The following is a 25,958-nucleotide window of genomic DNA, read 5'->3' as shown; positions in this document are numbered from 1 at the left end:
ATGTGGTGGGGACTCCCACATTTGGACTTCAAGCGTGCTCTTAAACCAGGCCCGCCAAAACATCCGTCTCTTTAGGCAAACGCTGATCAATCACTTGATACAACGCGCTGCCCTGCGGCCAATTGCGCATAAACCGCGCACGATCCTTGGCATAGGCCGCAGCGAAGCTGGCGATGGAGCTGTGCTGACACATCGCGTCCAGGTCGATCATCGCCCAGCGGCCGTTACTCCAAAACAGGTTATGCCCCTTGAAGTCGCCGTGGCTGATGCGCTCGCGAATCAGCTCGGCAAACAGATGGTCCAGCGCCAGCAGCTCGTTTTCAGGCGCATCCCCGCGTTCGACATAGGGCGCGAAGCGCTCGATGATGTCCGGCCCAGGCAGGAACTCCGTGATCAGGTAAGCACGGCTGCGCAACCATAAAAAGCGCTTCTCCAATACCGCCAGCGGCTTGGGCGTAGCAAAACCGAGAAACGCCAGGCGGTTACCCTCGCGCCAGGAATGCCAGGCGCGGCTCGGGCGCCAGAAGCGCTTGAGCCAATGGGCAAAGCCCTTGATGTTGTAGCGCTTGATCACCAGCGGCCGACCGGCCACCTCGACCTTGCCCACGCTGGCCGCGCCGCCGGTCTTGTACAGGTGGCCCTGATCGAGCAACGCATCCGCCTGCTCAAGCACCGGCAGCATGGCCGCCTCTTCTTCGCGTCGGATCGCACGCAAGGCAAAGGCGCCACGTACCACGCTGAACAGCGTGCACTCGCGACCGGTCTTGTCGAGGAAATCTTTCAAGCGCCAGGCACTGACTTTGCGCACCTGCTTTTCCAGGGCTTCCAGGGGCAAGGCATGCTCGCCATTGCCGAGCAGGTAATACACCAGCAATTCTTCGGTAAAGGGTTCGAGGTTTTTCGGCAATTGGGCAAAAAACACGCCGAGGTTTTCCAGCACTCGATTGCGCGACAGCGGCTTGCCCGGCTCCTCGACACGAATACCGGCGCCGTCGATCAAATACAACTTGCCATCCTGGCGCAGCAGATTGTCCAGGTGCAGGTCTTCCTGCCACAGGCCTTTGGCGTGCATCTGGGCAATCGCGTCCAGCGCTTCGGCGAGCACGGCGGTTTGTTCGTCCGCCAACGGCGGCAGACTCTCGACGGCGAGCCAGGCGTCGGCCAGGCTTTGGGCGCCCTCGATAAACTCAAACAGCAACCAGCCGCCCTCGCCTTCCTGCAAGCCATCGGCCAGCAACAAAGGCGTGGTCAGGCCCTGCTCGGCCAACAAACGCACGCCCTTGAGCTCGCGCTGAAAATGCCGCGCCGCCTTGCTGCCCACCAGCAGCTTGGCCAACACCGGGCGACCGCGCCAAACCGCCGCGCCCACGTAGCGCTGCCCCGGCAACACCCGCAATAGGCTCAGCAACTGCAACTGCCCCGGGCCTGCGGCATCTGCCAAGTCGACAGTCAACGGCAGGCTGGGGGAACGGCCAACATTTTTCAGCTCGGATAGACGCATCAGCGGTTCTCCTTGTGGCTGCGGCGTGCGGTCAAGCGTTGGAGCCAAGTGGATACCAAGGCACTGTCCTCGGGCTGTTCAAGGTATGCCGCCAGCAGTTGGCGCACTTGCGCATCGGACCATTGCGGTGCGCGGCGCAGCAGCGGTTCCAGGTCCTTGACCCGGTCACGCCAGCCGAACAACAGCGGGCGGGTTTTCTCCAGGTCGATCAACTGCGCGGCGTAACCCTGCGCGGTGGCCTGCAGGAAAATATGCTTGGGGTAAAAACAGCCGTGCACCTGACCCACGCCGTGCAGGTGCCGCGCCAGCTTGCCGCACGCCAGCAGGATTGCGCGCTGCTGGGTATCGCTCAATTGCGGCCATTGTTCCAGCAACGAATCCAGGTCGTTCCAACCATCCAGGGCGCGGGTAAGCAGCATCGCCCGGCGTTCGCCTGCGACCTTGCGCTCGCCGAAGAAAGCCGCCTGCAACGCCGGGATCCCCAGCTTTCGATACAGGCTGATGTTACGAAACTCGCGGGCAAAACTGGGTTCGCCCAACGGCCGGTGCAAGGTGCGGGTCAGGTAGTTGCTCTGGCGCTTGAGGTAGTAACCCTCGCCTTCAAGCTCCAGGCGATACACGCTGCTCCAGCCGCCTTGGCTGGTATTGGGCTCGTCCACCGCGTCCAGTTGCTTGGCCCACAGGGCGTCGAATGTCGCGAGGCCGTTGCGCTCAAGCAAAGCGCGGTCTTCGGCCGCCAGGAAGTCACTCATTCGCGTCCCTCGAAAAACTTCACCACGTGGCGAATCCGTTGTTTGTCCGACGCCGTCAGGTGCGCACGTTGGCGATATTGCAGGTAGAAGCGCAGGCGCTGGGTGGCCGACAAGTGATACTTGGCGACTTTGTCCAGGCAGGCCAGGTCCTTGGTGATGCGATACTTGAGCCAGAAACCGCGCCAGAAATCGCCGTTGGGGCAGTCGATCAGGTACAGGGTGCGCTGGTCGTCCACCAACAGGTTGCGCCACTTCAAGTCGTTGTGGGTGAAGCGATGGTCGTGCATGGTCCGCGTGTATTCGGCGAGCTGACGGCTGATGCCATCTACCCAACGGGGGTCCTTCAGGCGTTCGTCATTACGCTCGGCCAACACCGACAGGTCTTCGGTCCTGGGCAATTCACGGGTGATCATGGCGCCGCGGTTGTAGGCCAGGCCCTTGCGATCCAGGCCCCAGGCAACTACGTCGGCCGTAGGGATGCCCCATTTGGCGAAGCGCTTGAGGTTCTGCCATTCGGATTTCACCCGCGGCCGACCCAAATAGCGGCGCAAGCCTTTGCCGGCGCCCACATAGCGTTTGACGTAATAATTGACCCCACCCCGCTCCACCCGGATCACTTCCGACAGCGGGTCGCGGGTCAGCCGCTCGCCTTGCAGGGCGAAGACCGCTTCCAGGCTCCCGAAGTCATCCGCCAGGGCGGCGTAGGCAGGTTCCAGGTTCCAACCCGCCATCAGAGCGCATCCCCGTATCGCTGCTTACGCGCATAGAGCTTTGCCGCCATGCGCTCCAATTCGGCCAACAGCGCGGTTTGCTCGGCCAGGATCTGGCGCAGTGGCTGCTGGAAGTAAGCCTTCAGGAAGCGCAGTTTGTCGCGCTGGGTCAAGCCGATTTCCAGGGCGGAGTAATACAGGCCGGCCAGGTCTTTGTTACGCCAACGCATGGGTATCGTCGCACGCACCTGGGCGCGGTGCAGGTCGATCACCGACAGCTTGAGGTTGTCGACGCTGATGGGCTGGTCGGTGTGCAACAGGAAGTGGCAGAGGTAGCAATCGCGATGATTGACCCCGCCGCGGTGCATCGCGCCGACGGTACGCGCCAGCTCAAGGGTCAAGGCATGCTTGATGGCTGGCACGGGCGGTTGCTTGACCCAGTCGAGGGTCAAGTCTTCCAGGCTGATAATCGGGGTCAGTTCCCGGGTGACGATAAACGAATGCTGGTCGGCCGGGTTGCTGCCTTTTTCGCCAAACGCCACGGCGGTCATGGTCGGCACGCCGAGTTCCTGCAAGCGCTGGATCGCCAGCCACTCCTGGCCCGCGCCCAATACCGGCAACTTGGCCGTAATCAGGTTCTTGAGGATTTCGCCCCAGCCGATGCCACGGTGGATCTTCACAAAATAAGGCTGGCCTTCGACCACCGTACGCAACGTACGGCGAGCGGCCAGCTCGCGGAACACCTGGCCGTCCAGCTTCTCGACCTCGGCGAACGCATCGCGCCCGGCCCAGAGGGTCTTGAAGGGTTCGGCAAGAATCAACTTCATCGGTTTGGCTCCGCCAGAATCAGGTCCGCAGCGTACTGCGGCATGCTATAGAGGTCGGCCGTCTCGGCGAAGGCCAGACCATTGCGACTCCAGGTCGCGCGTGCGTGTGGATCGTCGAGCATATCCACCAGGTACTGGTTGAGCTGGGCTTGCTCGAACGGCTCGTCCAACACCCGACCGCTCTGGGCCTTGTCGATGTAGAACGCGTAGCCACACACCCGGCTCACCAGTACCGGGAGGCCGGCGACCACCGCTTCGACCAGCACCATGCCGGCCGCCTCGTTATAAGCAGGGTGGATCAGCAAGTCGGCACCCAGCAGGAAGCGCGGAATATCACTGCGGCCCTTGAAGAACTGCACCTGCTCGCCAAGTCCCAATGCAGCACTCTGCAATTGGAATACCTTGGGGTCGTCCTGGCCGATTACAAACAGCCGGGTGCGTTTCTTCAGCTTCGAAGGCAATGCGGCCAAGGCCTTAAGGCTGCGGTCGACGCCCTTGGTCTTGAAGCCCGAGCCGATCTGCACCAGCAACAGGTCATCCTCGGCCAGGCCAAATTCACCGCGAAACTCGGCGCGGATTTCGGCGGCGTTCGGCGGGGCGCGCCGGTCGCGGGCAATACCGGGCGGCAGCAGGTGGAAACGCTCAGCCTGGGTCCCGTAATACTGGGTGAAGAGCTGCTGCTGATGCTCGGACAACACCATGATCTGGGTCTTGGCGTTTTTGTCGAATACCGCACGCTCGTATTCGGCGAAGTGCCTGTAGCGCCCGAACCAGCGGTACATGGGGTTGCGCAGGTTTTGCGCCTTGTCCTCGAACACCCCGTCGGCGGCGAAGTACACATCCAGCCCGGGCATTTTGTTGAATCCCACCACGCGGTCCACCGGGCGCTTGGCCAGGTCAGCCTGAATCCAGGCATACAGCTTTTCGTTGCGACGGTGATTGACCAGCGCCTTGACCGGTGCCACCAGCACCTCAAAGCCTGGCGGGATATCACCCTCCCAGATCAAGGTGTACACACGAATCTGGTGGCCGCGCTGCTGGCACTCCAGGGCGATGCGCATGAAGTCGCGCTGCAAGCCACCGAAGGGGAAATACTTGTACAAAACAAAAGCCAGTTGCATCAGTGCTGCTCCTCAGCCAGTAACAACGTGCTCAGCCGGCTTGCTACACGCTCAGGATTCAAGCGTGTGAAACACAGGGGCGACTCACGCTGGATGTCGAACCGACGCAGGTCGTCGGCCGTTGGTTGATAGGTGCAGTTTTTTTGCAGGCACGGCGCACACGGCCAATCGCTGGCCAGATGAACCTGGCCCTTGCCATAGGCACCGGTCAGGCCGGGGTTGGTGGGACCGAACAGGGAAATGGTCGGCACATCCAGTGCAGCGGCCAGGTGGCCGAGCCCGGTGTCCACGGCCACACAGGCCCGGGCGCTGGCCAATACACCGGCCACCCCCGCCAGGTTGAGCTTGGGCAACACTTCGGCGTTGGGCAGGCCCTGGGCCAGGCGCTCGGCCCGGGCCTTTTCGGCGGCGTTGCCCCAGGGCAGCTTCACGTCCACGCCCAGGCGGCCCATGCGTTCGGCCAGCTCGCGCCAGTAGGCTTCGGGCCAGTGCTTGGTGTCCCAGGTGGTGCCGTGCAACAGCAATACAAAAGGTTTCTTTGGCGGGAGCCCAAGCAGCTTCTCGGTGCTCAGGCCATAGTCGCCCAGGCCTTTGGGCAGATCGTAGCCCAACGCCACCGCGAACAACTGGCGCAGGCGCTCTACCGCGTGTTGCCCACGGGCCACGGCCAGGCGCCGCGAGTAGAAGTGTGCCGCGATCGGTTCGCGGGCCGAGTGCTTGTCAAACCCGGCCACGGGTGCCCGCACATAACGGGTCAGCCAGGCGCTTTTCAGCAGACCCTGGGCGTCGATCACCAAGTCATATTTGGTCGACTGCACACGCTGCTTGAAGCGCCGCCACTCGCCGCTCTTGAAGGTTTGCCAGAGATTCTTGCGCCAGCGGCGGATCGCTACCGGAATCACCTGGTCCACCGCCGGGTGCCAGGCAGGGATTTCGGCAAAGCCTTCTTCCACCACCCAATCAAAGCGAATGCCGGGGATCGCCCGCGCTGCATCGGTCAATGCTGGCAAGGCGTGGATCACATCGCCCAGGGATGAGGTCTTGACTACCAGTACCCGCAACTCAGCGAACCTCGACCACGTCGCCCTGCAACCGTTGCAAGGCATCGGTTACCGGCTGCGGCAATAATTGGCGCAGGCAATTGTAGTGGCCGAAACGGCAGGTACGGTCAAAGCACGGGCTGCAATCCAGGCCCAGGCGCACCACTTCGACCTTATCGGCCAGGGGTGGGGTAAACCCTGGGGAGGTGGAGCCGTACACCGCCACCAGCGGGCGGTTCAGCGCTGCCGCCACATGCATCAGGCCGGAGTCGTTGGACACCACCGAGTCGGCGCAGGATAGCAGGTCGATGGCCTCGGCCAGGGACGTGTCGCCACTGAGATTCGTCGCTTCCTCTCGCAGGCCCGGAATCAGGCGCTGGCGAATATCTTCACCGACCGAATGATCGTTCTTCGAACCAAACAGCCACACCTGCCAGCCTTCGCGGATCTTGGTCTCGGCAACCTTGGCGTAATGTTCCGACGGCCAGCGCTTGGACTCGCCAAACTCGGCGCCTGGGCACAAGGCCAACACCGGCCGATCCAGAGCCAGGCCGAACTTGGCCAGCGCCGCATCGCGGGTGACGGGGTCGATCTGCAGGCTGGGGCGCGGATACGGCTTGGGCAACTCGGCGCCCGGCTCATACGCCAGGGCCATGAAACGCTCAATCATCAGCGGGTAGCGGGCTTTATCCAGGGTGCGCACGTCATTGAGCAGCACATAACGAAACTCGCCGCGCCAGCCGGTGCGCTTGGGGATGCCGGCGAAATACGGCACCAGCGCCGACTTGAGCGAGTTGGGCAACAGGATCGCCTGGTCGTACTGGCCGGCCATGGACTTGCCGATGCGCCGACGGGTCGCCAGTTCCAGGGCGCCGTGGCCGAGCGGAAAGCTCAAGGCCTTGCGCACCTCGGGCATGCGCTCCAGGATCGGCCGGCTCCACTCAGGGGCGAGCACGTCGATCTGGCAGTCTGGATAGCGCTGCCGCAGGCACTGGAACAGTGTCTGTGCCATCACCATGTCACCGACCCAACTGGGCCCAACGATCAGAATATTCATGTAGTTTCCACAAACGATGCGGGGAGGCTTATGCCTCCCCGCCCTAATAGTGTTTCAGCTCAAGCCCAACGCCTGCCAGATTCGCATCACCTGGCGCCGCTCGTCTGCAAATTGATCCCCGGCGACCGTGCCGGCCTCATTCTGCAAGGCCTGGCGGTGCGCGGCGGACCGGTAGGCCTTATACACCTCGCGCAACAGATGGGCATCGGCGGCGGGCATCAGCCCAACCTGCTCCAGGCCCTCCAGAATGCGAATATTATCGGTGTAGCGCAGCAACGATGGATGGTGCGCAGACCACGCCAAAGCCGCGTATTGCACCATAAATTCAATATCGACGATACCTCCGGCGTCCTGCTTGAGATCGAACACCGCCGTAGCCTCGAAGGCATTGGCGCCCCTGCCGGCCGCCGTGGCCCGGGTGCCGAGGTTATCGCGCATCTTGGCACGCATCTCACTGACCTCCTGGCGCAGCTTGGCCAAGTCCCGTTCACGTCCCAACACTTTAGCGCGTACCTGCTCGAATGCCTGGCCCACATCCTGGCTGCCGACCAGCACCCGCGCGCGTATCAGCGCCTGATGTTCCCAGGTCCAGGCTTCATTTTGCTGATAGCGGTCGAATGCGCCCAGGGAACTCACCAGCAGGCCGGATGCGCCGGAAGGCCGCAGGCGCATGTCGACTTCATAGAGCTGGCCCGAGTTGGTCTGGGTGGTCAGCAGGTGAATGATCCGCTGGCCCAGGCGCGTAAAGAACTGCGCGCCGTCAATCGGCTTGGCGCCATCGGTCTCGGCCTGGGGGTCACCATCGTGGATAAACACCAGGTCCAGGTCCGAACCGTGCCCCAGTTCGATGCCGCCGACTTTCCCATACCCGACAATGATGAACCCAGGATCGCACAGGGTACCGTCCAGGCGCTGCGGCGCGCCGTGGCGGGCGACAGTCTGGCGCCAGGCCAGGGCCAGCACTTGTTCAAGAATCGCCTCGGCCAGCCAGGTAAGGTAGTCGCTGACTTTCATCAACGGCAGGCTGCCGGCGATTTCCGAGGCGGCCACCCGCAAGCGGTGCGCCAACTTGAAATGCCGCAGGGCTTCCATCTGCTGCTCAAGGTCATCTTCGGGAATGCGCGTAAGACGTTCGCGCAACTCGGCGGCCAGTTCCGGCGCCAGCGGCGGCTTGAACAGGCGACCTTCGTTGAGCAACTCATCCAGCAACAACGGGAAACGGGTGATCTGCTCGGCGATCCACGGGCTGGCGGCGCACAGGGTCAGCAGGCGACGCAGGGCGTCGGGGTTTTCCGTGAGCAGCACCAGATAAGCCGAACGCCGGGCGACCGCTTCCACCAGCGGCAATACACGCTCAAGCACCAGGTCCGGGTTGGCGTGCTCGACGGCCTGGGCCAGCAGGCGCGGGATAAACGCGTCCAAGCGTTCACGCCCCAAGCGCTGCATGGCACGCAATTGCGGGCTACCGCGCAGGCCAGCCAAGGCCTTGAGTGCCTTAGGGGCGTCGGTGAAACCGCCCTCTGCCAGTTGGCGACACGCGGCGTCTTCATCCTGGGACTCCTCCCACAGCGGCAACCACTCGCCACCGACGACCAGCTCGCTTTCTTCGCCTTCCTCTTCATCCGGGTCGGCAATCACTTGGCGGAAGTGCCAGTCCACACGACCACGCCAGTACATCAGGCGCTCGTGGAACGCGGCCCAATCGCTGAAACCCAGCATAAAGGCGATACGCGCCTGGTCTTCGGGGCTATCGGGGAGCATTTGCGTCTGGCGATCGGCGATCGCCTGGATCGCGTGTTCGGTGTAGCGCAGGAATTCGTAGCCATTGCGCAACTCGGTGACCACCGCCGGCGGCAGGTAACCCTGGCCTTCCAGGGTGCCCAGCACGTTCAGCAACGGACGCTGTTGCAGGCTGAGGTCGCGACCACCGTGGATCAACTGGAACGCCTGGGCGATAAATTCCACCTCGCGGATGCCGCCTGCACCCAGCTTGATATTGTCGGCCATGCCCTTGCGCCGCACTTCCTGCTGAATCAACTGCTTCATGGTGCGCAGCGCTTCGATGGCGGAGAAGTCCAGGTAGCGGCGGTAGACGAACGGCCGCAGCATATCCAGCAACTGCGCGCCCGCCATCTGATCGCCGGCCACCACCCGCGCCTTGATCATCGCATAGCGTTCCCAGTCCCGGCCCTGATCCTGATAATACTGCTCCAGCGCGTTGAAACTGAGCACCAAGGCGCCGGACGAGCCGTAGGGACGCAGGCGCATGTCCACGCGAAAGACAAAGCCGTCGACGGTCATCGGGTCGAGGGCCTTGATCAATTTCTGACCAAGGCGGATGAAAAACTCCTGATTATCCAAGGAGCGTTTCACACCCACCGTTTCGCCACCTTCAGGGTAGGCAAAGATCAGGTCGATATCCGACGACAGGTTCAATTCCACCGCACCGAGCTTGCCCATGCCGAGGATAACCATGTGCTGGGCTTCACCGCTGCGTCGCCCGGTGGGCGTGCCGAACTGGGCACAGTGGCGCTGGTACAACCATTGGTAGGCCTGGTCGATGCTGGCATCGGCCATGTCAGAGAGATCGCGACAGGTTTGCACCAGGTCAGCCTGGCGAGTCAGGTCGCGCCAGATGATGCGTACTTGCTGGCGCGTGCGCTGGCGGCGCAGCACACGGCCCAGTTCATCTTCTGTTTCGGCTTGTTGCACTGCGCCAGCAATCTGGCTGCACAGCTCACCGGGCGCAAAGCCGCGGTCCAGCTCGCCCCAGGCCACCAGTTCGAGCAACATCAAAGGGTCACGAACACTCTGTTCAATGACAAAATCACTGGCTGCGCACACGCGGGCGAAGTCGACCCAGCGTTGCGGCGTCCACGCAGAAAGGCCATGATCGTCATCCAGCGCGGCCACTGCGTCACGAAATGACTGCTCGGCCCGGCTGGCGTAAGGCAGGAGAATGGCCGGCAGTTCGGCCAGCGTGGGAAGGCTCATGGTCTATCCTTGATCGGCGCGTAAATGGCCTGTGGCTGTGAACGCAAGAACCACCCTCGGTGATGGACTGTCGAACAAAGGTTATAAATAGCTGAAATTAAATCAATCTTGGCAGACAGCATTAAACTTTCACCTTTTCTTGTTCGCAAAAGATCAACAATAACGATTATGCTCACCAGCCAGACCGAGCCATACGCTCAGTCTTGTGTAGTTTTACTACTCGTATATACATTCGAAAGGCTGAAATGGCCGACGATTTGTAGTAAAACTACAGGACGCCGAAGCAACCTTCGGCCATCCAAGAATTTATGTCGTCTGCCCACAAGGCCAGTCGCAAACTTCAGGCAACCGATTCTGGTAGCCTTTCCGCCCTGGAGCAAGCCATGCAAGACCTCGATCCCGTCGAAACCCAGGAATGGCTGGACGCCCTGGAATCGGTTCTCGACAAAGAAGGCGAAGACCGTGCTCACTACCTGATGACCCGTATGGGCGAACTCGCGACCCGCAGCGGCTCGCAACTGCCTTACGCCATCACTACGCCATACCGCAACACCATCCCCGTTACCCACGAAGCACGCATGCCTGGCGACCTGTTCATGGAACGCCGCATTCGCTCGCTGGTACGTTGGAACGCCATGGCGATGGTAATGCGCACGAACTTGAAAGATTCTGACCTGGGCGGTCACATCTCCAGCTTCGCTTCCAGCGCAACCCTGTATGACATCGGCTTCAACTACTTCTTCCAGGCCCCGACCGACGAACACGGCGGCGACCTGATCTACTTCCAGGGCCACACCTCGCCAGGCGTCTACGCCCGTGCGTTCATGGAAGGTCGCATCAGCGAAGAACAAATGAACAACTTCCGCCAGGAAGTCGACGGTCAGGGCCTGTCGTCCTACCCGCACCCTTGGCTGATGCCTGATTTCTGGCAGTTCCCAACCGTTTCCATGGGCCTGGGCCCGATCCAGGCAATCTACCAGGCACGCTTCATGAAGTACCTGGAAGCCCGTGGGTTCATCCCGGAAGGCAAGCAGAAAGTCTGGTGCTTCCTGGGCGACGGCGAGTGCGACGAGCCGGAATCCCTGGGGGCCATCTCCCTGGCCGGCCGCGAGAAGCTGGACAACCTGATCTTCGTCATCAACTGCAACCTGCAGCGCCTCGACGGCCCGGTTCGCGGCAACGGCAAGATCATCCAGGAACTCGAAGGCGTGTTCCGTGGCGCCCACTGGAACGTGACCAAAGTCATCTGGGGCCGTTTCTGGGACCCACTGCTGGCCAAGGACGTCGACGGTATCCTGCAACGTCGCATGGACGAAGTCATCGACGGCGAGTACCAGAACTACAAGGCTAAAGACGGCGCGTTCGTTCGCGAGCACTTCTTCAACACGCCTGAACTCAAGGCGATGGTTGCCGACCTGTCCGACGACGAGATCTGGAAGCTCAACCGTGGCGGCCACGACCCGTACAAGGTCTACGCGGCGTATCACCAGGCGGTCAACCACAAGGAACAACCCACCGTCATCCTGGCCAAGACCATCAAGGGTTATGGCACCGGTGCCGGCGAAGCGAAGAACACCGCGCACAACACCAAGAAAGTCGACGTCGACAGCCTGAAGTTGTTCCGCGACCGCTTCGACATCCCGGTCAAGGACGAAGAGCTGGAGAACCTGCCGTTCTTCAAGCCAGAGCCAAACAGCGCCGAAGCCCGCTACCTGAGCGAGCGCCGCAGCGCACTGGGCGGTTTCGTGCCACAGCGCCGCGCCAACAGCTTCAGCGTACCGACCCCGGACCTGAGCACCCTCAAGGCTATCCTTGACGGCTCGGGCGATCGTGAGATCTCCACCACCATGGCCTTCGTGCGCATCCTTGCGCAACTGGTCAAGGACAAGGAAATCGGCCCGCGCATCGTCCCGATCATCCCGGACGAAGCCCGTACCTTCGGTATGGAAGGCATGTTCCGCCAGTTGGGCATCTACTCTTCCGTCGGCCAGCTCTACGAGCCAGTCGATAAAGACCAGGTGATGTTCTACAAGGAAGACAAGAAGGGCCAGATCCTCGAAGAAGGCATCAACGAAGCGGGCGCCATGAGCTCCTTCATCGCTGCCGGTACTTCGTACTCCAGCCACAACCAGCCGATGCTGCCGTTCTACATCTTCTACTCGATGTTCGGCTTCCAGCGTATCGGCGACCTGGCTTGGGCAGCAGGCGACAGCCGTACCCGTGGTTTCCTGATCGGCGGCACCGCCGGCCGCACCACGCTGAACGGCGAAGGCCTGCAACACGAAGACGGTCACAGCCACATCCTGGCTGCCACCATCCCGAACTGCCGCACCTTTGATCCAACCTACGGCTACGAGCTGGCGGTGATCATCCAGGACGGCATGAAGAAGATGACCGAAGAGCAGCAGGACGTTTTCTACTACATCACCGTGATGAACGAGTCCTACCAGCAGCCTGCCATGCCGGCCGGCGTGGAAGAAGGCATCATCAAGGGCATGTACCTGCTCGAAGAAGACACCAAGGAAGCGGCGCACCACGTGCAACTGATGGGCTCCGGCACCATCCTGCGCGAAGTGCGTGAAGCGGCCAAGATCCTGCGTGACGAGTTCAACGTCGGCGCCGACGTGTGGAGCGTGACCAGCTTCAACGAACTGCGTCGCGACGGCCTAGCCGTAGAGCGCAGCAACCGCCTGCACCCTGGCCAGAAGCCTGCGCTGAGCTACGTCGAAGAGTGCCTGGCCGGCCGTAAGGGTCCGGTTATCGCCTCCACCGACTACATGAAACTGTTTGCTGAACAAATTCGCCAGTGGGTCCCGTCCAAGGAATTCAAAGTCCTGGGCACCGATGGTTTCGGCCGCAGTGACAGCCGCAAGAAGCTGCGTCACTTCTTCGAAGTCGACCGTCACTTTGTGGTGTTGGCAGCCCTGGAAGCCTTGGCTGACCGTGGTGAGATCGAACCCAAGGTGGTGGCTGACGCCATCGTCAAGTTCGGGATCAACCCGGAAAAACGCAACCCACTGGACTGCTGAGGAGATTTTTTGTGAGCGAACTCATTCGCGTACCTGACATCGGCAGCGGTGAAGGTGAAGTAATCGAGCTGTTTGTGAAGGTCGGCGACACTGTCGAAGCCGACCAGAGCATCCTGACCCTGGAATCGGACAAGGCGAGCATGGAAATCCCTGCTCCCAAGGCCGGCGTGGTCAAGAGCCTGAAAGTGAAGCTGGGCGACCGCCTGAAAGAAGGTGACGAACTGCTGGAGCTGGAAATCGAAGGCGCTGCTGATGCAGCCCCTGCGGCGGCGGCTCCTGCTGCCGCTGCTGCGCCAGCACCCGCTGAAAAGCCAGCCGAAGCGCCTGCCGCTGCGGCTGCTGAACCTGCCGCCGCCACCGTTCAAGACATCCACGTCCCGGACATCGGTTCGTCGGGCAAGGCCAAGATCATCGAGTTGCTGGTCAAGGTCGGCGATACCGTCGAAGCCGACCAGTCGCTGATCACCCTGGAGTCCGACAAGGCCTCCATGGAGATCCCTTCGCCGGCTGCCGGCGTGGTGGAAAGCATCGCGGTCAAGTTGGAAGACGAAGTCGGCACCGGTGACTTCATTCTCAAGCTGAAAGTACAAGGCGCTGCGCCTGCCGCCGCGTCTGCACCGGCCGCTGCTCCCGCCGCCAAGGCTGAAGCGGCTCCGGCTGCTGCTGCCCCTGCGCCCGCTGCAAAAGCCGAGGCCGCACCAGCCCCTGCTGCTGCCGCACCTGCGCCAAGCGGTGCCAAGGTTCATGCCGGCCCTGCCGTGCGTCAACTGGCCCGTGAGTTCGGCGTTGAGCTCAATGCTGTGTCAGCCACTGGCCCTCACGGTCGCGTGCTGAAGGAAGACGTGCAGGTCTACGTCAAGGCCATGATGCAGAAAGCGAAGGAAGCGCCGGCTGCCGGTGGCGCTACCGGTGGTTCGGGCATTCCGCCGATCCGTACCGTAGACTTCAGCCGCTTCGGCGAAATCGAAGAAGTGCCGATGACCCGCCTGATGCAAATCGGCGCGGCCGGCCTGCACGCGAGCTGGCTGAACATCCCGCATGTGACCCAGTTCGACCAGGCCGACATCACCGACCTGGAAGCTTTCCGCGTTGCGCAGAAAGCCGTGGCCGAAAAGGCCGGCGTGAAACTGACTGTGCTGCCACTGCTGCTCAAGGCGTGCGCGCACCTGCTCAAGGAACTGCCGGACTTCAACGCCTCGCTGGCGCCAAGTGGCAAGGCGATCATCCGCAAGAAGTACGTGCACATCGGTTTCGCGGTCGACACCCCGGATGGCCTGCTGGTGCCGGTCATCAAGAACGTTGACCAGAAGAGCCTGCTGCAACTCGCTGCCGAAGCCGCTGCACTGGCTGCCAAGGCCCGCGACAAGAAGCTCACCCCGGACGACATGCAGGGCGCCTGCTTCACCATCTCCAGCCTCGGTCACATTGGCGGCACTGGCTTTACGCCAATCGTCAACGCACCGGAAGTGGCGATCCTGGGCGTTTCCAAGGCCACCATCCAGCCTGTGTGGGACGGCAAAGCGTTCCAGCCGAAGCTGATGCTGCCACTGTCGCTGTCCTACGATCACCGTGTGATCAACGGCGCCGCGGCGGCACGCTTCACCCAGCGCCTGAGCCAGTTGCTGAACGACATCCGCACCATCCTGCTGTAAGCCGCAGGGCCTTCCTTTCACCGGGAAGGCCCCTGCCGCACCGATTTCCGAGCGCCACGCTCGTACCTCAACCCCGCCGCTTGGCGGGGCTTTTTTTGTGCGCTCGGTGTACACACAGAACAGGTTTGTACACCTTCTGTCACTTCGATTGCAGAAATCCCCCGCACGGCCGATAACTGCCTTATAGCACTTAGCCTTCATCCTCTCTTGTCAGTGCGTGCCGCATGATGCAACCTTGCCGCAGGCGACAGTAAAGAGGGCGTGAGCCGGGCGCCACGCGCATTTTCCCAAGCGAGTTTCCCCATGAAAAGCCATCCCGATGTCGCCCGTATGGCGGCCGAGGTAGTGACGCAATTACCGGTGCCTTCGCGCCTCGGTATGCTGCGTTTCGAGCGGCTTAATGAGGCAAGCTGGGCCCTGCTGTACCTCGATCCCAATTGCGAGCGCCAGTTCGGCCTGCCAGCGGTGGAACTCTGTGCCCTGATCGGCACGCCCTACGCCAGCCTGATGGAGCCCCAGGCCCGCTATCAACTGCACGACGCAATCCAGCAGCAACTGACCCACAGCCCCCATTACCTGGTGCGCTATACCCTGCACACCCATGACGGCCCGATGAGCCTGCTGGAAATGGGCGAGGCCTACAAACAACACAACCGCCATCTGCTGCGCGGCTACCTGATGGTGGTCGACGGGCTATTCAGCGATACGACCGCGCCCGCCCCGACCGCTGACCTGGAAAACCAGAACAGCCGCCTGCAGATCGCCCTGGAACTCAACCAGCGTGCCCAGCAAGAACAGCTGCAACACTTGGAGCGAGTGCGCGCCCAGCAGGAATTGATCCTGCTGCTGGCGCGCCAGCGCTACACCACGTCCAATTCGCTGCGCGAAGCCGCAGAGCTGATTACACGAAGCGCCTGCGACATCTACCAGATCGATTGCGCCAGCATCTGGAACCTGGAGGGTCAGCGCCTGGTGCCGATCTCGGCGTACCACCGCGCCGACCAACAGCACCGCCTGCCCGACGCCATCGATGCCAGTGGTTTCCCGGATTACCTGGAAGCCCTGCACTCCAGCCGCGCCATCGACGCCACTCATGCCCTGCGCGACCCACGCACCCGGGAAATGGCCGAAAGCCTGCGTGCCAAGGATATTCACGCGATGCTCGACGCCAGCATTCGGGTCGACGGCCAGGTGGTCGGCGTGCTGTGCCTGGAACAAAGCGGCAGCTCGCGGGCGTGGCAGTCCGATGAGATCGCGTTTGCCGGCGAGTTGGCGGACCAGTTCGCCCAGGTCATCAACAACCACAACCGCCGCACCGCCACCAGTGCCCTGCACCTGTTCCAGCGTGCAGTGGAACAAAGCGCCAACGCCTTTCTGCTGGTTAACTGCGACGGCGTGGTGGAGTATGTCAACCCCAGCTTCACCGCGATCACCCAGTACAGCGCCGAAGAAGTCCACGGCCATCGCCTGGCCCAACTGCCGGCCCTGGAAAATCTCAGCGAATTGCTGTTCGACGCACCCTCGGCCCTGGCCAAAAGCAACAGCTGGCAGGGTGAGTTCAAAAGCCGGCGCAAGAACCTGGAACCCTACTGGGGCCAGCTGTCGATTTCCAAGGTGTACGGCGACAACCGCGAGCTGACCCACTACATCGGCATCTACGAAGACATCACCCAGACCAAGCTGGCGCAACAGCGCATCGAACGCCTGGCCTACACCGATAACCTGACCAACCTGGGCAACCGCCCGGCGTTTATCCGCAACCTCGACGAACGCTTTGCCCGCGACAGCGACAGCCCGATCAGCCTGCTGCTGGTGGACATCGACAACTTCAAGCGCATCAACGACAGCCTCGGCCACCAGACCGGCGACAAGTTGCTGATCAGCCTGGCCCGCCGCCTGCGCAACAGCTTGAGCAGCGGCGGCAGCCTGGCGCGCTTTGCCAGTAACGAGTTTGCGGTACTGTTGGACGATGCCGACCTGGAGACTGGCCAGCAGGTCGCGTGCCAACTGTTGGCCACCCTCGACAAGCCGATGTTCGTCGACAACCAGCTGATCAGCGTCACCGGCTCCGTAGGACTGGCCTGCGCGCCTCTGCATGGCCGTGACCCACAGACCCTGATGCGTAACGCCGGACTGGCCCTGCACAAGGCCAAGGCCAACGGCAAGCACCAGGTGCAGGTATTTACCGAAGCCTTGAACGCCGAGGCCAGCTACAAGCTGTTCGTAGAAAACAACCTGCGCCGCGCCCTGACCCAGAACGAGCTGGACGTGTTCTACCAGCCCAAGCTATGCCTGCGCAGCGGTCGCCTGCTGGGCATGGAGGCGCTGCTGCGCTGGAACCACCCGGAAAAGGGCATGATCCGCCCCGACCAGTTCATCAGCGTGGCCGAAGAGACCGGGTTGATCATTCCCATCGGCAAATGGATCGCCCGCCAGGCCTGTCGCATGAGCCGACAGTTGAGCGCCGCAGGCATGGGCAATCTGCAGGTGGCGATCAATCTGTCGCCCAAGCAGTTTTCCGACCCGGACCTGGTGGCCTCGATCGCCACGATCCTCAAGGAAGAACAACTGCCGGCCAACCTGCTGGAGCTGGAGCTGACCGAAGGCTTACTGCTGGAGGCCACCGAAGACACGCGCCTGCAACTGGACCAGCTCAAGAGCTTCGGCCTGACCCTGGCCATGGATGACTTCGGCACCGGATACTCGTCGCTGAGCTACTTGAAAAAATTCCCCATCGACATCATTAAGATTGATCGCAGCTTTATCCACGAAATCCCGGATAACCAGGACGACATGGAAATTACCTCGGCGGTGATCGCCATGGCCCACAACCTCAAGCTCAAGGTGGTGGCCGAAGGTATCGAGACTGCCGAGCAATTGGCGTTCCTGCGCCGGCATCGCTGCGATGTGGGCCAGGGCTACCTGTTCGACCGGCCGATCCCCGGTGCAGAACTGCTGGAAAAGCTCAAACGCTATCCACGTGGGCCAATCGCCTGACAGCGCTGTAACACTCGGGCACACTGACTGTCTGATAATTTACTGCTACTCAACCTGACGAGAGGACTGATCATGGTCTTGCGCTCGGAAATTCTGGTGAACAAAAACGTGCTGCCTACTCAAGAACAAGCTCTGCCTGGCCGTGAAACCCCGATGGCCTTGCCGGAAACTCATTACGTCAACGGCAACCCGCTGCTGGGTCCTTTTATCGACGACGTTGGCTTTGCGATCTTCGGCCTGGGGTGTTTCTGGGGTGCGGAACGTAAATTCTGGGAACGCGACGGCGTGGTCAGCACGGTGGTCGGCTATGCCGGCGGTTTCACGCCGAACCCGACCTACGAAGAAGTCTGCTCGGGCCTGACCGGCCACAGCGAAGTGGTGCTGGTGGTGTATGACCAGGCCAAGGTCAAGTATGAAGACCTGTTGAAGATGTTCTGGGAACTGCATAACCCGACCCAGGGCATGCGCCAGGGCAATGACATCGGCAGCCAGTACCGTTCGGTTATTTATGCCACTACGCCCGAACAGCTGGCGGCAGCCAAAGCCAGTGCCGAGGCTTATCAAGCTGAATTGACCAAAGCCGGCGTGGGTACCATTACCACTGAAATCGACGAAGCACCGACGGTGTACTTCGCCGAAGCGTACCACCAGCAGTACCTGGCGAAGAATCCGCAGGGCTACTGCGGCATCGGTGGCACTGGCGTGACCTGCCCGATCTAAGGTCAACATAAAACCAAATGTGGGGAGGGGGCTTGCCCCCTCCCACATTGGTTTGTGTTTGGCTGCAAAGGCGCTTATTCAGCAATGAGCCAATCCATCTGCCACCCACCCTGGGTCTGGCCAAGCTTCTTGGACAGCCACGGCAGCAACTCGCGCAATTCCTCTTCCAGGCCCCACGGCGGGTTGGCAATCGCCAGGCCCGAGCCGGTCAGGGTGTTGGGGGTATCCAGGGGATGCACCAGCAACTCCACACGCAGCAACTTCGGCGCACCGGTGCCGACCAGGTCCTGGTAGAAGCGGCGTAACATGCGCTGGTCCTTCACCGGGTACCAGATCGCCGCGACCGTCTGGCGCATACGGCCAACCGCTTCCTTGAGGGACGCCGCGCAACGCTGCATTTCATCGAGCTGTTCAAACGGCGGGTCGATCAGCATCAGCGCGCGTTTTTCCGGCACCGGCAGCAAGGCCCGTGGCACGTGCCAGCCTTCGCCCAGGTGCACTTTGACGCGGCGATCACCCTTCATATTGTCCTTGAGCAGCACGCCGTCTTCCGGGTGCTTTTCGTTGAGCAGCACGCGGTCCTGTGGCCGCGTGAGGCGTCGGGCCAGCTCCGGCGAGCCCGGGTAATAGCGCAACTGGCCATCCGGGTTCATCTCGTGCAGCACGCGCATGTAGTCAGCGGTGAGCGGCGGCAGGTCGCTTGCTCCCCACAGGCGGGCGATGCCTTCCAGGTATTCACCTGTTCGGTTGGCCTGGTCGCCCTGCAGGTCGTACAGGCCGATGCCTGCGTGGGTGTCGAGGTAGGCGAACGGCTGCTCCTTGCGCGACATCAGGGCGATGAGGCGGGTCAAGGTCAGGTGTTTGAAGACATCGGCGTGGTTGCCGGCGTGAAAGGCGTGACGATAATTCATGGTTGCTCCTGCGCAGGGGGCGAAGTTTACCTTCTGTGCGGGCAAAGGTGCAGAGTCGTGCGCCGAGAGGCGTTTATGCCACCAACCATGGCGTGCTGCACGACTCCGATTCGAGGTGGTTAACCAGCGCCTGGTAATCCACCAACGGTTCGCGCACGAAGTAGGCAACCTTGTGCCTCAAAATCGATAACGAGAAGGCCGCGTATAAATCGGGACGTTGCTCTTCGAGCCACTGCAGCAGATTTTCAATCAGCGTTTGAGGTGATTGCTCGGCCAACTGTTTAAGTAATGATGCAGGTACTCGCCACCATGGGCTCGGCTTGACTGCGGTCACCGGCCCGGTCGTCACCGTCAACGATTCGCCATTGATCCAATAACAGCGAAACACCGGCAATACCCTGCCCGCTTCCTCTCCCAGTTTTTGCATAATCGGCAGAAACTGCAGGCCATCCCAAAAGCGTAAAAATACTGCGTGGTCATCGGCCAGGTATACCTTGGTCAAACTTTGCAGATGTGCGACCACCACTTCCAAAGGGCTGGACGATACCGCCAGCCATCCCCAATCAGTGGCCTCGCTGGCGGCGATCCAGTCGAGAAAAGCGCTTCCTGGCTCGACGATACCCACGTAAGGCATTACCTCGTCCCATTCGGCATATGGCGTACCTGCCCATAGCGATTGAGGGCGCATCCCCGCAGCTGTGGCTTGCCAGGCGGCCAACGGTCTGGCATCACTGGCATTGCTCAGCACGGCATAGAGCTGTTCATTGGGGCGCAGCACGTCTTGCGCAAGCCAGGCACTGGGAGCCAAAGATGGATGCATTCGGACATGTTCCTTTTTAAAGCTGAACTGAAACACTCTTCATCTGCAAACGAGTGGGCAACCGATTCTGCACCGGCCATTTATCCTGTTGGTCAAGCAGCGACTAAATCAGATAATCCCTACACCAAGTACATCGTGACAAAAGTGTCAGGCTTGATTTCCCCGCCCTGGCATTTACCGCGGATGAGCTGAATCGTATGCAGAAAAATCAACCTTGAATATAAGCACTGAGCCGTCAGGCGTTACACCACCTAACAGCTTTCTCAGTGTGCCATTTTGCAGCGCATGCGAGACAGCCTGATAGGCCGGCGTATTGACTACTTCGGCACGCGCCGCCGAAGAGTTCGCCTCAGCAAGACAGTTATCCAACACCGAACTGACCCACGCATCGCTCAACTGCACATTCCCTCCCGCCCCCGCATCAGACATCGATACAGAGCCTAACGTATTGCCATTGCCAACGCTTTTAATCTGCTTTGCCTCCAGTACGTATATATTTCCATTCGGCCCCTCTAACACCAGATCAAATCCACTTTTTCCATTCTTGTACTGCCCTCCTGGGAGCACCTTGTATCCATCACGCTCAAGAGTAAGCTTCAGCACTTTCTCGTTAAGAGCACCCTTTTTATAATTGTTTTCCGCTATCTTTATTGGAGAATTTTCATGCACTTGGTTAAGCGCATTCAGCGCTTGAATACTTTCAATTTGCTCTTGACTGTAAGAGCGAACGGGATAACGAACTGCCGCATTCCTTGAGGCCTGGTTAACATTCAAGCCTCCGCGCCCCCCCGCAGCAGCGATGGATCCAAGCCCCTCGAAAGCGTCGAACCTCGGAGCCCACAACGGTAGCGGCAAGCCTTTGAGACTTACCTCCACCAAACTTTGAACTTGAGCGTAGGGAAGTCCATGCTTAAGCACATACTGATCGATAAGTGCGTCTTGCCGAGAAGCCTCGGCCATCAGAATGGTAGGTTCAGTAGTGCGAATTATTTGTCGACCGTATTGTTTTATATATTCTTGTACCGCAACATCGTTTGCAGTACGCACTCCGGGTTCCTTGTTGGCGCTCTCCGAAATACCGAGAAGACGTCTTACCATACTGCTCAGGACTTCCCGCCCCGCCATATCTGGCTCAGGTATCCAAGAACCTATTTCGAGACCTGGCTGTATAAATATATCAGGGGCCGACACATCGTCGTTGCCGATTATCTTCCAGGAGGCTTTATCAGCGTCATAGTCTACTTTAAATATTTTCCCCTCAATCTGAACATAATTGCTGACTTTAAGATCCGAACCGACCAGACTAATAATGCCTTCCTGCGTATAGTGCCCGCACTCCGTAGCGACCCCATCCTTTATCTTCCAAAGAGGATAATTTGTCAGTTCCCCTTCCTGATTAAAGTTTCTAACCCTTCGATAGCCTTCCGGAGCAAATATTGATTCCTTACCTATGGATATCAATTCATAGCCAGGAGGCACATCGATAGGCGTTTGGCCAACCGTCCGGACTTCATAGGGGTCAAGCGTGATAGTGCCTTGCCAAGTCTCAGGCTGGGTAGGAGGCTGCCATGCTCCCCCCGAAGTGCGCATGGAGTGCCAAATTCCGCTTGCATCCGGCTTGGCGACTCTCGCAGTGCTGACCAATAGAGAAGGGTTTTCAGGATCCCGCTGCCATAAGAGGTAGTGCTGACCATCCATAACATCCGGAGCAGCGCCAACAAAATATTGTTGCCCCTTGAACGTAATTTCCCTGGCCTCTGAAAGCTTCAGGCTAAATGGATTGAACGCCGCAGGCCGTTCAAAGGCATACGGAAACCGCTCTTGGGATACGCTCACCGGCAGGCCGCCGCTACTCGATTGCGTTTGTACCGTTCTTGCACCTGACCGCGAGTTCGTATACTTACCAACGGCATGGCTCATAGCCATCATCGCCATATCTGTCACGGCTGCCTTGAAACCGTTCTTACGCTCAGAATAGGTATCACCTTCGATGGCTTGATCCGTTTCCAGTCCTACTTGTGTCGTGAAGGCCAACGCATTGACGCCCATGCCAATGGGTCCCAAGAGCGCCAAGGGAATTGAGAACACCGCGTTGGCAGACTGAACGACTCCCAAAGCGTCGTCCCTGTACACTTCCGAATTTGACTTGATCTGGGTATCCACATCGGATTCGATGCGCGCCTGCGTCTCCCGGGCCATCATGGTGAAAACATCTTCTCCAACCCGCGAGTCGTTGACGTTGATATGATTGCTATCAGCCTTCATCTCACCGCTACCGAGTTTGCTTAATGCGCTGTCAACACCATTGACACTCAGCGAACCATATATCCCTTGCTGGCGGTCGCTCAGGGAGAAGTGATGAGCAAGAGCGGCAGATTTGCCAGGGTCCTTCCCCTGCTCTACCACCCACCTTTGCAGTTCTGTCGTGTTCTGGAATACCTCAAAGACCGGGCACGCACCGGGGATGTAGAGAATTTGTTTGCCCCGCTCGCCAACGAAACGAAGGATATCGGTGGCATAGTAGCCGTTGATATCAAAACGCATGACCTGGCTGCTGGCGCCAGGCGCTGCCGTTGTTTGTAGTTGCTCCGGCGTCGTTGGTGCATCCAATGGAAGGTCTGGTGCCCCGCCCCCCATCACCAAGGCATACTCTGCGGGATTTAGCGTGTTGGCGTTCAGCGCCTTGCGCGCTTCATCAACAAAATGGCCTTTGGCCGCGGAGCGCCATTGTGCACGATGATCAGTCCAGAACTTTTTGACGTTTCCCGTCAGCATGTTCTGCACATCCCCTGTGCGTACGATATCTAAGAACTGCGAAGGTTTTAGCGGCAGTTCATTACGGGCGTCATAACTATCCTTATCGGGACCATCCGTATAAATACCGTAGACCGCATCCAAGTCACGCCAACTCTCTATTGCACTCGGCACATCATCTTTTATTTTCGAATAGATATAACCCGGCAGGGTTCTATCAGCAATCAACTTCCCCAGGCGCCCGAAAAAATCTGAAACACTACTACTATCCAGCAGCGAAAACGGACTAACATTAGAACTTGCAAAATGCGCTGTACTCTCAACTCTTCCAACCCAACGGTAGCGCTCGGCGGAAAAGAAATTGCTGGTCACAGCTTCGGTCAATGTCATCGACTGTTCAGGTTTACCTGAATACTTCCAACCGGTACTGGTATCTGCGGAATGAACACCTTGACTTTTGGAAAAGCGATGTAAATAAACCTTATCAGGATCAACGAGTCTACCTGTGGCCGCCAACACCTGTTGTTGTAACCATTTTTTTAGCGATGCGTTAGAATCATACACTCCGGCCGACGTGCTTATCTCGGACGAAGGCTCAAAACTATGCACGGCCTCAACCGAAGGGCGCTTAACCGCCTCAAGTGCTGCACGACCGGAACTAAAAGACAGCATCATACATAACACCTCAACTTTAAGGTTCAAATAGACAACTGCCAACCCGGATAGCAATAACTTTCGAGGTCTCGAACATGTCAGCAGGCGTGCTATATATTTACCTCACGCTCTCAAGCGCGACCACAACCTTAAAGTTGAAATATGTTTCTGCCACCTTTTCAGAAAGCACATAAAATCTTATAAAAAATTTCCCTCTGATCGATAAATAGTTACTCATCACAGACAACAACGCCATGAAACAACTCACCTAAGTGCTCATCGGCTCAGGCTGGTAAAAAATAAGACGTACTTGACCCTACATTGCCTACCGCCTTGATCCGAGGAGCAAAGCCACTATCAGCCAACGCCTACACACTGTTTAGTTTTAGAGGTCTGCAACACGGTCATGCTGAGCAAGATCGCACTGCCCGCTTTGGCAGCGCTCGCACTCCTCGCAGAATGGAGCACTGCGTTTCAGGCTGGCCACCTGTACGAGGCTCAGCGAAGCCGGAATAACCGCCAGTAATTGCTCATTGAACCCTGGTATCAATGGCGCAGCCGGCGAAACAGGCCCGCCTCCGAGCTGGATCGGCACACTGCTGAAAATCCCGTCCGCCGACAGCGTGATCGACTGCCCTCCTGCTTGAATGGTCACGCTGGCACCCGCGTCAATGACGATGCTTTGCCCAGCCCCCACCTGAATGGTCTGCCCGGCACGCATATGCTGCGAACCGCCGACCACCAGATGATCATCCTGCTTGAGTTCAGTCAGGCGATTGCCATGGGTGATGCGCTGTTCTTCGCCCTGCAACTCATGGTGCGACTCACCCTCCACACGCACACAACGCCGGTTACCGACCCGCACCTGCTGGTCATTCAGCACATGCTGGGTCCAGTCGCGCTGGGCGCGCAGGTAGATCTCCTCGGCGCCCTTGCGGTCTTCGATACGCAACTCGTTGTAGCCTCCACCCCCCGGACTGCTCTGGCTACGCCAGATGCTGCGGGTCTTGTCCGCCGGCAAATCGAGAGGCATCGGCGTGGCGGCATTTGGCAGGCAGCCCACCACCAGCGGCATATCCAAGTCGCCATTGACGAAGCCCACCAGCACTTCCATGCCGACCCTGGGGATAAGCACCGCACCATAGCGCTCATGGGCCCAGCCGCTGGCGACCCGCAACCAGCAACTGGAATGCTCGTCGTGCTCACCTACGCGGTCCCAGGCCAGTTGCACCTTGACCCGACCGTATTCGTCGCAATGGATTTCACTGCCCACCGGGCCAGTGACCACGGCGCTTTGATAACCCGATACGCTCGGGCGCGGCTGCTCAGGCAAGGGCGGGCGAAAGACTGCATCCCAGGGTGCGGCGGTAAATGTATTGTGATACCCCTGGCGAAATTCTCCCCCAGTCACCTCGGTGACCGCTTCCTCCAGTACCTGGGGCTGCTTGCCTTCGTGGGTCACTTGCGTCACCAGCCACAAGTCGTTCCAGCCCTCGCACGGGTGGTCCCGCAGTTGCAAAAACCGACCGCTGGCCAAGGCCGGCTCGTCACCTTGGCCATAGGCAACCCGATAGTCACTACGGTGCCGCTCCAAGCCACGCTGGGCGAGATACTTGCCATGGGTCCGATCGGAAAAATGGCCGGGGAATTGTTGCATTTCAAGCGCTGGAGGCCGTTCTTCGCCGGCCGTGTTTTCCAGCTCGAAGCGCGGTTTGCGAAAATCATAATCGCGCAGATTGACCGCCGTGGTACGGGTTGCCAGCTGCAGCGTAAAACGCTTGATCGCGGGGGTATCGGCAACCATTCCCGAACCGGGTCGGTAAGGCGTGGGCTGATCCGCCTGGGCAAACACGGTCTGGTCATCGCCAAACACCAGCAAGTGTCCTTCGGGAGCATGCTGGAAGTGATAGTGAATGCCCAGTTCGGCACACAGGCGCTGGATGAACGCCAGGTCAGTCTCACCGAACTGCACGCAGTACTCGCGCTCAGGATAATTGCCGCTGAGCCGGAACTCGAAGCGATCGCTTTGAATCCCATGCCCCACCAACACCTGGGCAACAATCTGCGGCACCGTCTTATGTTGGAAAATACGTTGCTGACTGCTGTGCACCAGATACGCCAAGTGGGGCACCAGGCTGAGCTGGTAACGCGTCAGGCGTCGTCCGGAATCGCCCTGGGCGACCCGATAAACCAAGCCGTGAACACCATGGCCCTGCTCATTGAAACTCAAGTACGCCTGGCGATGCAGCAAGCCCTCCAAATCAAGATCCGGTTGCTCGCTGACCAGCTCAAGTTCAAAACGGTAAGGCTGGCTGATGGCCTCGGTGCCGCTGAACTTGAACACCTTTAAGTCGCTGGGCACCCCATCAAGGGCCAGGGTAAATGCACTTTGATTGGCAGGAGCGAACATCCGGTGTTT

General features: G+C 59.8%; 16 protein-coding genes. 4 read left to right on the top strand and 12 right to left on the bottom strand.

What is annotated here, in order from left to right; translation table 11 throughout:
* Positions 1 to 40: 40 nt before the first annotated feature.
* Genes BLU48_RS31000 through glnE form a run of 8 tightly spaced genes read right to left on the bottom strand, consistent with a single transcriptional unit; the run spans position 41 to position 10,002 of the window.
* A complete protein-coding gene (locus BLU48_RS31000; RefSeq protein ID WP_057023458.1) occupies positions 41 to 1,501 on the bottom strand; it encodes a lipopolysaccharide kinase InaA family protein in 1,461 nt (486 codons plus the stop codon).
* Complete coding sequence (locus BLU48_RS30995; protein ID WP_057023459.1) at positions 1,501 to 2,253, bottom strand: lipopolysaccharide kinase InaA family protein; 753 nt, start codon at positions 2,251 to 2,253, stop codon at positions 1,501 to 1,503. Before BLU48_RS30995 ends, BLU48_RS31000 begins: the two co-directional genes overlap by 1 nt.
* Positions 2,250 to 2,984: a lipopolysaccharide kinase InaA family protein gene (locus tag BLU48_RS30990; protein WP_057023460.1), complete on the bottom strand. Its 735-nt coding sequence runs from the start codon at positions 2,982 to 2,984 to the stop codon at positions 2,250 to 2,252. Before BLU48_RS30990 ends, BLU48_RS30995 begins: the two co-directional genes overlap by 4 nt.
* Positions 2,984 to 3,790: a lipopolysaccharide core heptose(I) kinase RfaP gene (rfaP, locus tag BLU48_RS30985; protein ID WP_057023461.1), complete on the bottom strand. Its 807-nt coding sequence runs from the start codon at positions 3,788 to 3,790 to the stop codon at positions 2,984 to 2,986. The genes BLU48_RS30990 and rfaP overlap by 1 nt, the downstream gene beginning before the upstream one ends.
* Entirely contained in the window at positions 3,787 to 4,911 is a 1,125-nt protein-coding gene (locus BLU48_RS30980) for a glycosyltransferase family 4 protein (protein ID WP_057023462.1), read from the bottom strand. The genes rfaP and BLU48_RS30980 overlap by 4 nt, the downstream gene beginning before the upstream one ends.
* Positions 4,911 to 5,972, bottom strand: a complete 1,062-nt coding sequence (gene waaC, locus BLU48_RS30975) for a lipopolysaccharide heptosyltransferase I (RefSeq protein WP_043050738.1) — start codon at positions 5,970 to 5,972, stop codon at positions 4,911 to 4,913. The genes BLU48_RS30980 and waaC overlap by 1 nt, the downstream gene beginning before the upstream one ends.
* A 1-nt stretch (position 5,973) precedes the next feature.
* Complete coding sequence (gene waaF, locus BLU48_RS30970) at positions 5,974 to 7,008, bottom strand: lipopolysaccharide heptosyltransferase II (RefSeq protein ID WP_057023463.1); 1,035 nt, start codon at positions 7,006 to 7,008, stop codon at positions 5,974 to 5,976.
* Positions 7,009 to 7,062: 54 nt separating this feature from the next.
* Positions 7,063 to 10,002 (bottom strand): bifunctional [glutamate--ammonia ligase]-adenylyl-L-tyrosine phosphorylase/[glutamate--ammonia-ligase] adenylyltransferase, encoded by a 2,940-nt coding sequence (glnE, locus tag BLU48_RS30965; protein WP_057023464.1) that lies wholly within the window; start codon positions 10,000 to 10,002, stop codon positions 7,063 to 7,065.
* Between the two features lie 383 nt (positions 10,003 to 10,385).
* Here glnE and aceE point away from each other — a divergent pair, with 383 nt between their 5' ends.
* From aceE to msrA, 4 genes are all read left to right on the top strand, one after another.
* Positions 10,386 to 13,031 carry a pyruvate dehydrogenase (acetyl-transferring), homodimeric type gene (gene aceE, locus BLU48_RS30960; RefSeq protein WP_046070602.1) on the top strand — a complete coding sequence of 882 codons (2,646 nt, stop codon included), beginning with the start codon at positions 10,386 to 10,388 and terminating at the stop codon, positions 13,029 to 13,031.
* Between the two features lie 11 nt (positions 13,032 to 13,042).
* Positions 13,043 to 14,683 carry a dihydrolipoyllysine-residue acetyltransferase gene (aceF, locus tag BLU48_RS30955; protein ID WP_057023465.1) on the top strand — a complete coding sequence of 547 codons (1,641 nt, stop codon included), beginning with the start codon at positions 13,043 to 13,045 and terminating at the stop codon, positions 14,681 to 14,683.
* Between the two features lie 303 nt (positions 14,684 to 14,986).
* Positions 14,987 to 17,680, top strand: coding sequence for a putative bifunctional diguanylate cyclase/phosphodiesterase (locus BLU48_RS30950; protein ID WP_057023466.1), 2,694 nt, complete (start codon positions 14,987 to 14,989; stop codon positions 17,678 to 17,680).
* A gap of 72 nt (positions 17,681 to 17,752) precedes the next feature.
* Positions 17,753 to 18,400 carry a peptide-methionine (S)-S-oxide reductase MsrA gene (gene msrA / locus BLU48_RS30945; RefSeq protein ID WP_057023467.1) on the top strand — a complete coding sequence of 216 codons (648 nt, stop codon included), beginning with the start codon at positions 17,753 to 17,755 and terminating at the stop codon, positions 18,398 to 18,400.
* A gap of 74 nt (positions 18,401 to 18,474) precedes the next feature.
* Here the strand turns inward: msrA and BLU48_RS30940 are convergent, their stop codons facing one another.
* The 4 genes from BLU48_RS30940 to BLU48_RS30925 form a co-directional block, all read right to left on the bottom strand.
* Positions 18,475 to 19,311 (bottom strand): 23S rRNA (adenine(2030)-N(6))-methyltransferase RlmJ, encoded by an 837-nt coding sequence (locus BLU48_RS30940; RefSeq protein ID WP_057023468.1) that lies wholly within the window; start codon positions 19,309 to 19,311, stop codon positions 18,475 to 18,477.
* Between the two features lie 73 nt (positions 19,312 to 19,384).
* Positions 19,385 to 20,131, bottom strand: a complete 747-nt coding sequence (locus BLU48_RS30935) for a DUF4123 domain-containing protein (protein ID WP_057023469.1) — start codon at positions 20,129 to 20,131, stop codon at positions 19,385 to 19,387.
* A 174-nt stretch (positions 20,132 to 20,305) separates the two neighbouring features.
* Positions 20,306 to 23,560 (bottom strand): dermonecrotic toxin domain-containing protein, encoded by a 3,255-nt coding sequence (locus BLU48_RS30930; RefSeq protein WP_138233627.1) that lies wholly within the window; start codon positions 23,558 to 23,560, stop codon positions 20,306 to 20,308.
* A gap of 364 nt (positions 23,561 to 23,924) precedes the next feature.
* Positions 23,925 to 25,949 carry a type VI secretion system Vgr family protein gene (locus BLU48_RS30925; protein ID WP_057023471.1) on the bottom strand — a complete coding sequence of 675 codons (2,025 nt, stop codon included), beginning with the start codon at positions 25,947 to 25,949 and terminating at the stop codon, positions 23,925 to 23,927.
* Positions 25,950 to 25,958: the final 9 nt, after the last annotated feature.

The organism is Pseudomonas synxantha, assembly GCF_900105675.1.
Lineage (GTDB): Bacteria > Pseudomonadota > Gammaproteobacteria > Pseudomonadales > Pseudomonadaceae > Aquipseudomonas > Aquipseudomonas synxantha.
Note: the sequence above shows the minus strand (reverse complement) of the source record. Positions and strands in the feature narration are given on the sequence as shown.

Coding starts and splice junctions, on each gene's coding strand:
- BLU48_RS31000 (WP_057023458.1), bottom strand. CDS start 1,501: ATGCGTCTATCCGAGCTGAAAAATGTTGGCCGTTCCCCCAGCCTGCCG.
- BLU48_RS30995 (WP_057023459.1), bottom strand. CDS start 2,253: ATGAGTGACTTCCTGGCGGCCGAAGACCGCGCTTTGCTTGAGCGCAAC.
- BLU48_RS30990 (WP_057023460.1), bottom strand. CDS start 2,984: ATGGCGGGTTGGAACCTGGAACCTGCCTACGCCGCCCTGGCGGATGAC.
- rfaP (WP_057023461.1), bottom strand. CDS start 3,790: ATGAAGTTGATTCTTGCCGAACCCTTCAAGACCCTCTGGGCCGGGCGC.
- BLU48_RS30980 (WP_057023462.1), bottom strand. CDS start 4,911: ATGCAACTGGCTTTTGTTTTGTACAAGTATTTCCCCTTCGGTGGCTTG.
- waaF (WP_057023463.1), bottom strand. CDS start 7,008: ATGAATATTCTGATCGTTGGGCCCAGTTGGGTCGGTGACATGGTGATG.
- glnE (WP_057023464.1), bottom strand. CDS start 10,002: ATGAGCCTTCCCACGCTGGCCGAACTGCCGGCCATTCTCCTGCCTTAC.
- aceE (WP_046070602.1), top strand. CDS start 10,386: ATGCAAGACCTCGATCCCGTCGAAACCCAGGAATGGCTGGACGCCCTG.
- BLU48_RS30950 (WP_057023466.1), top strand. CDS start 14,987: ATGAAAAGCCATCCCGATGTCGCCCGTATGGCGGCCGAGGTAGTGACG.
- msrA (WP_057023467.1), top strand. CDS start 17,753: ATGGTCTTGCGCTCGGAAATTCTGGTGAACAAAAACGTGCTGCCTACT.
- BLU48_RS30940 (WP_057023468.1), bottom strand. CDS start 19,311: ATGAATTATCGTCACGCCTTTCACGCCGGCAACCACGCCGATGTCTTC.
- BLU48_RS30935 (WP_057023469.1), bottom strand. CDS start 20,131: ATGCATCCATCTTTGGCTCCCAGTGCCTGGCTTGCGCAAGACGTGCTG.
- BLU48_RS30930 (WP_138233627.1), bottom strand. CDS start 23,560: ATGATGCTGTCTTTTAGTTCCGGTCGTGCAGCACTTGAGGCGGTTAAG.
- BLU48_RS30925 (WP_057023471.1), bottom strand. CDS start 25,949: ATGTTCGCTCCTGCCAATCAAAGTGCATTTACCCTGGCCCTTGATGGG.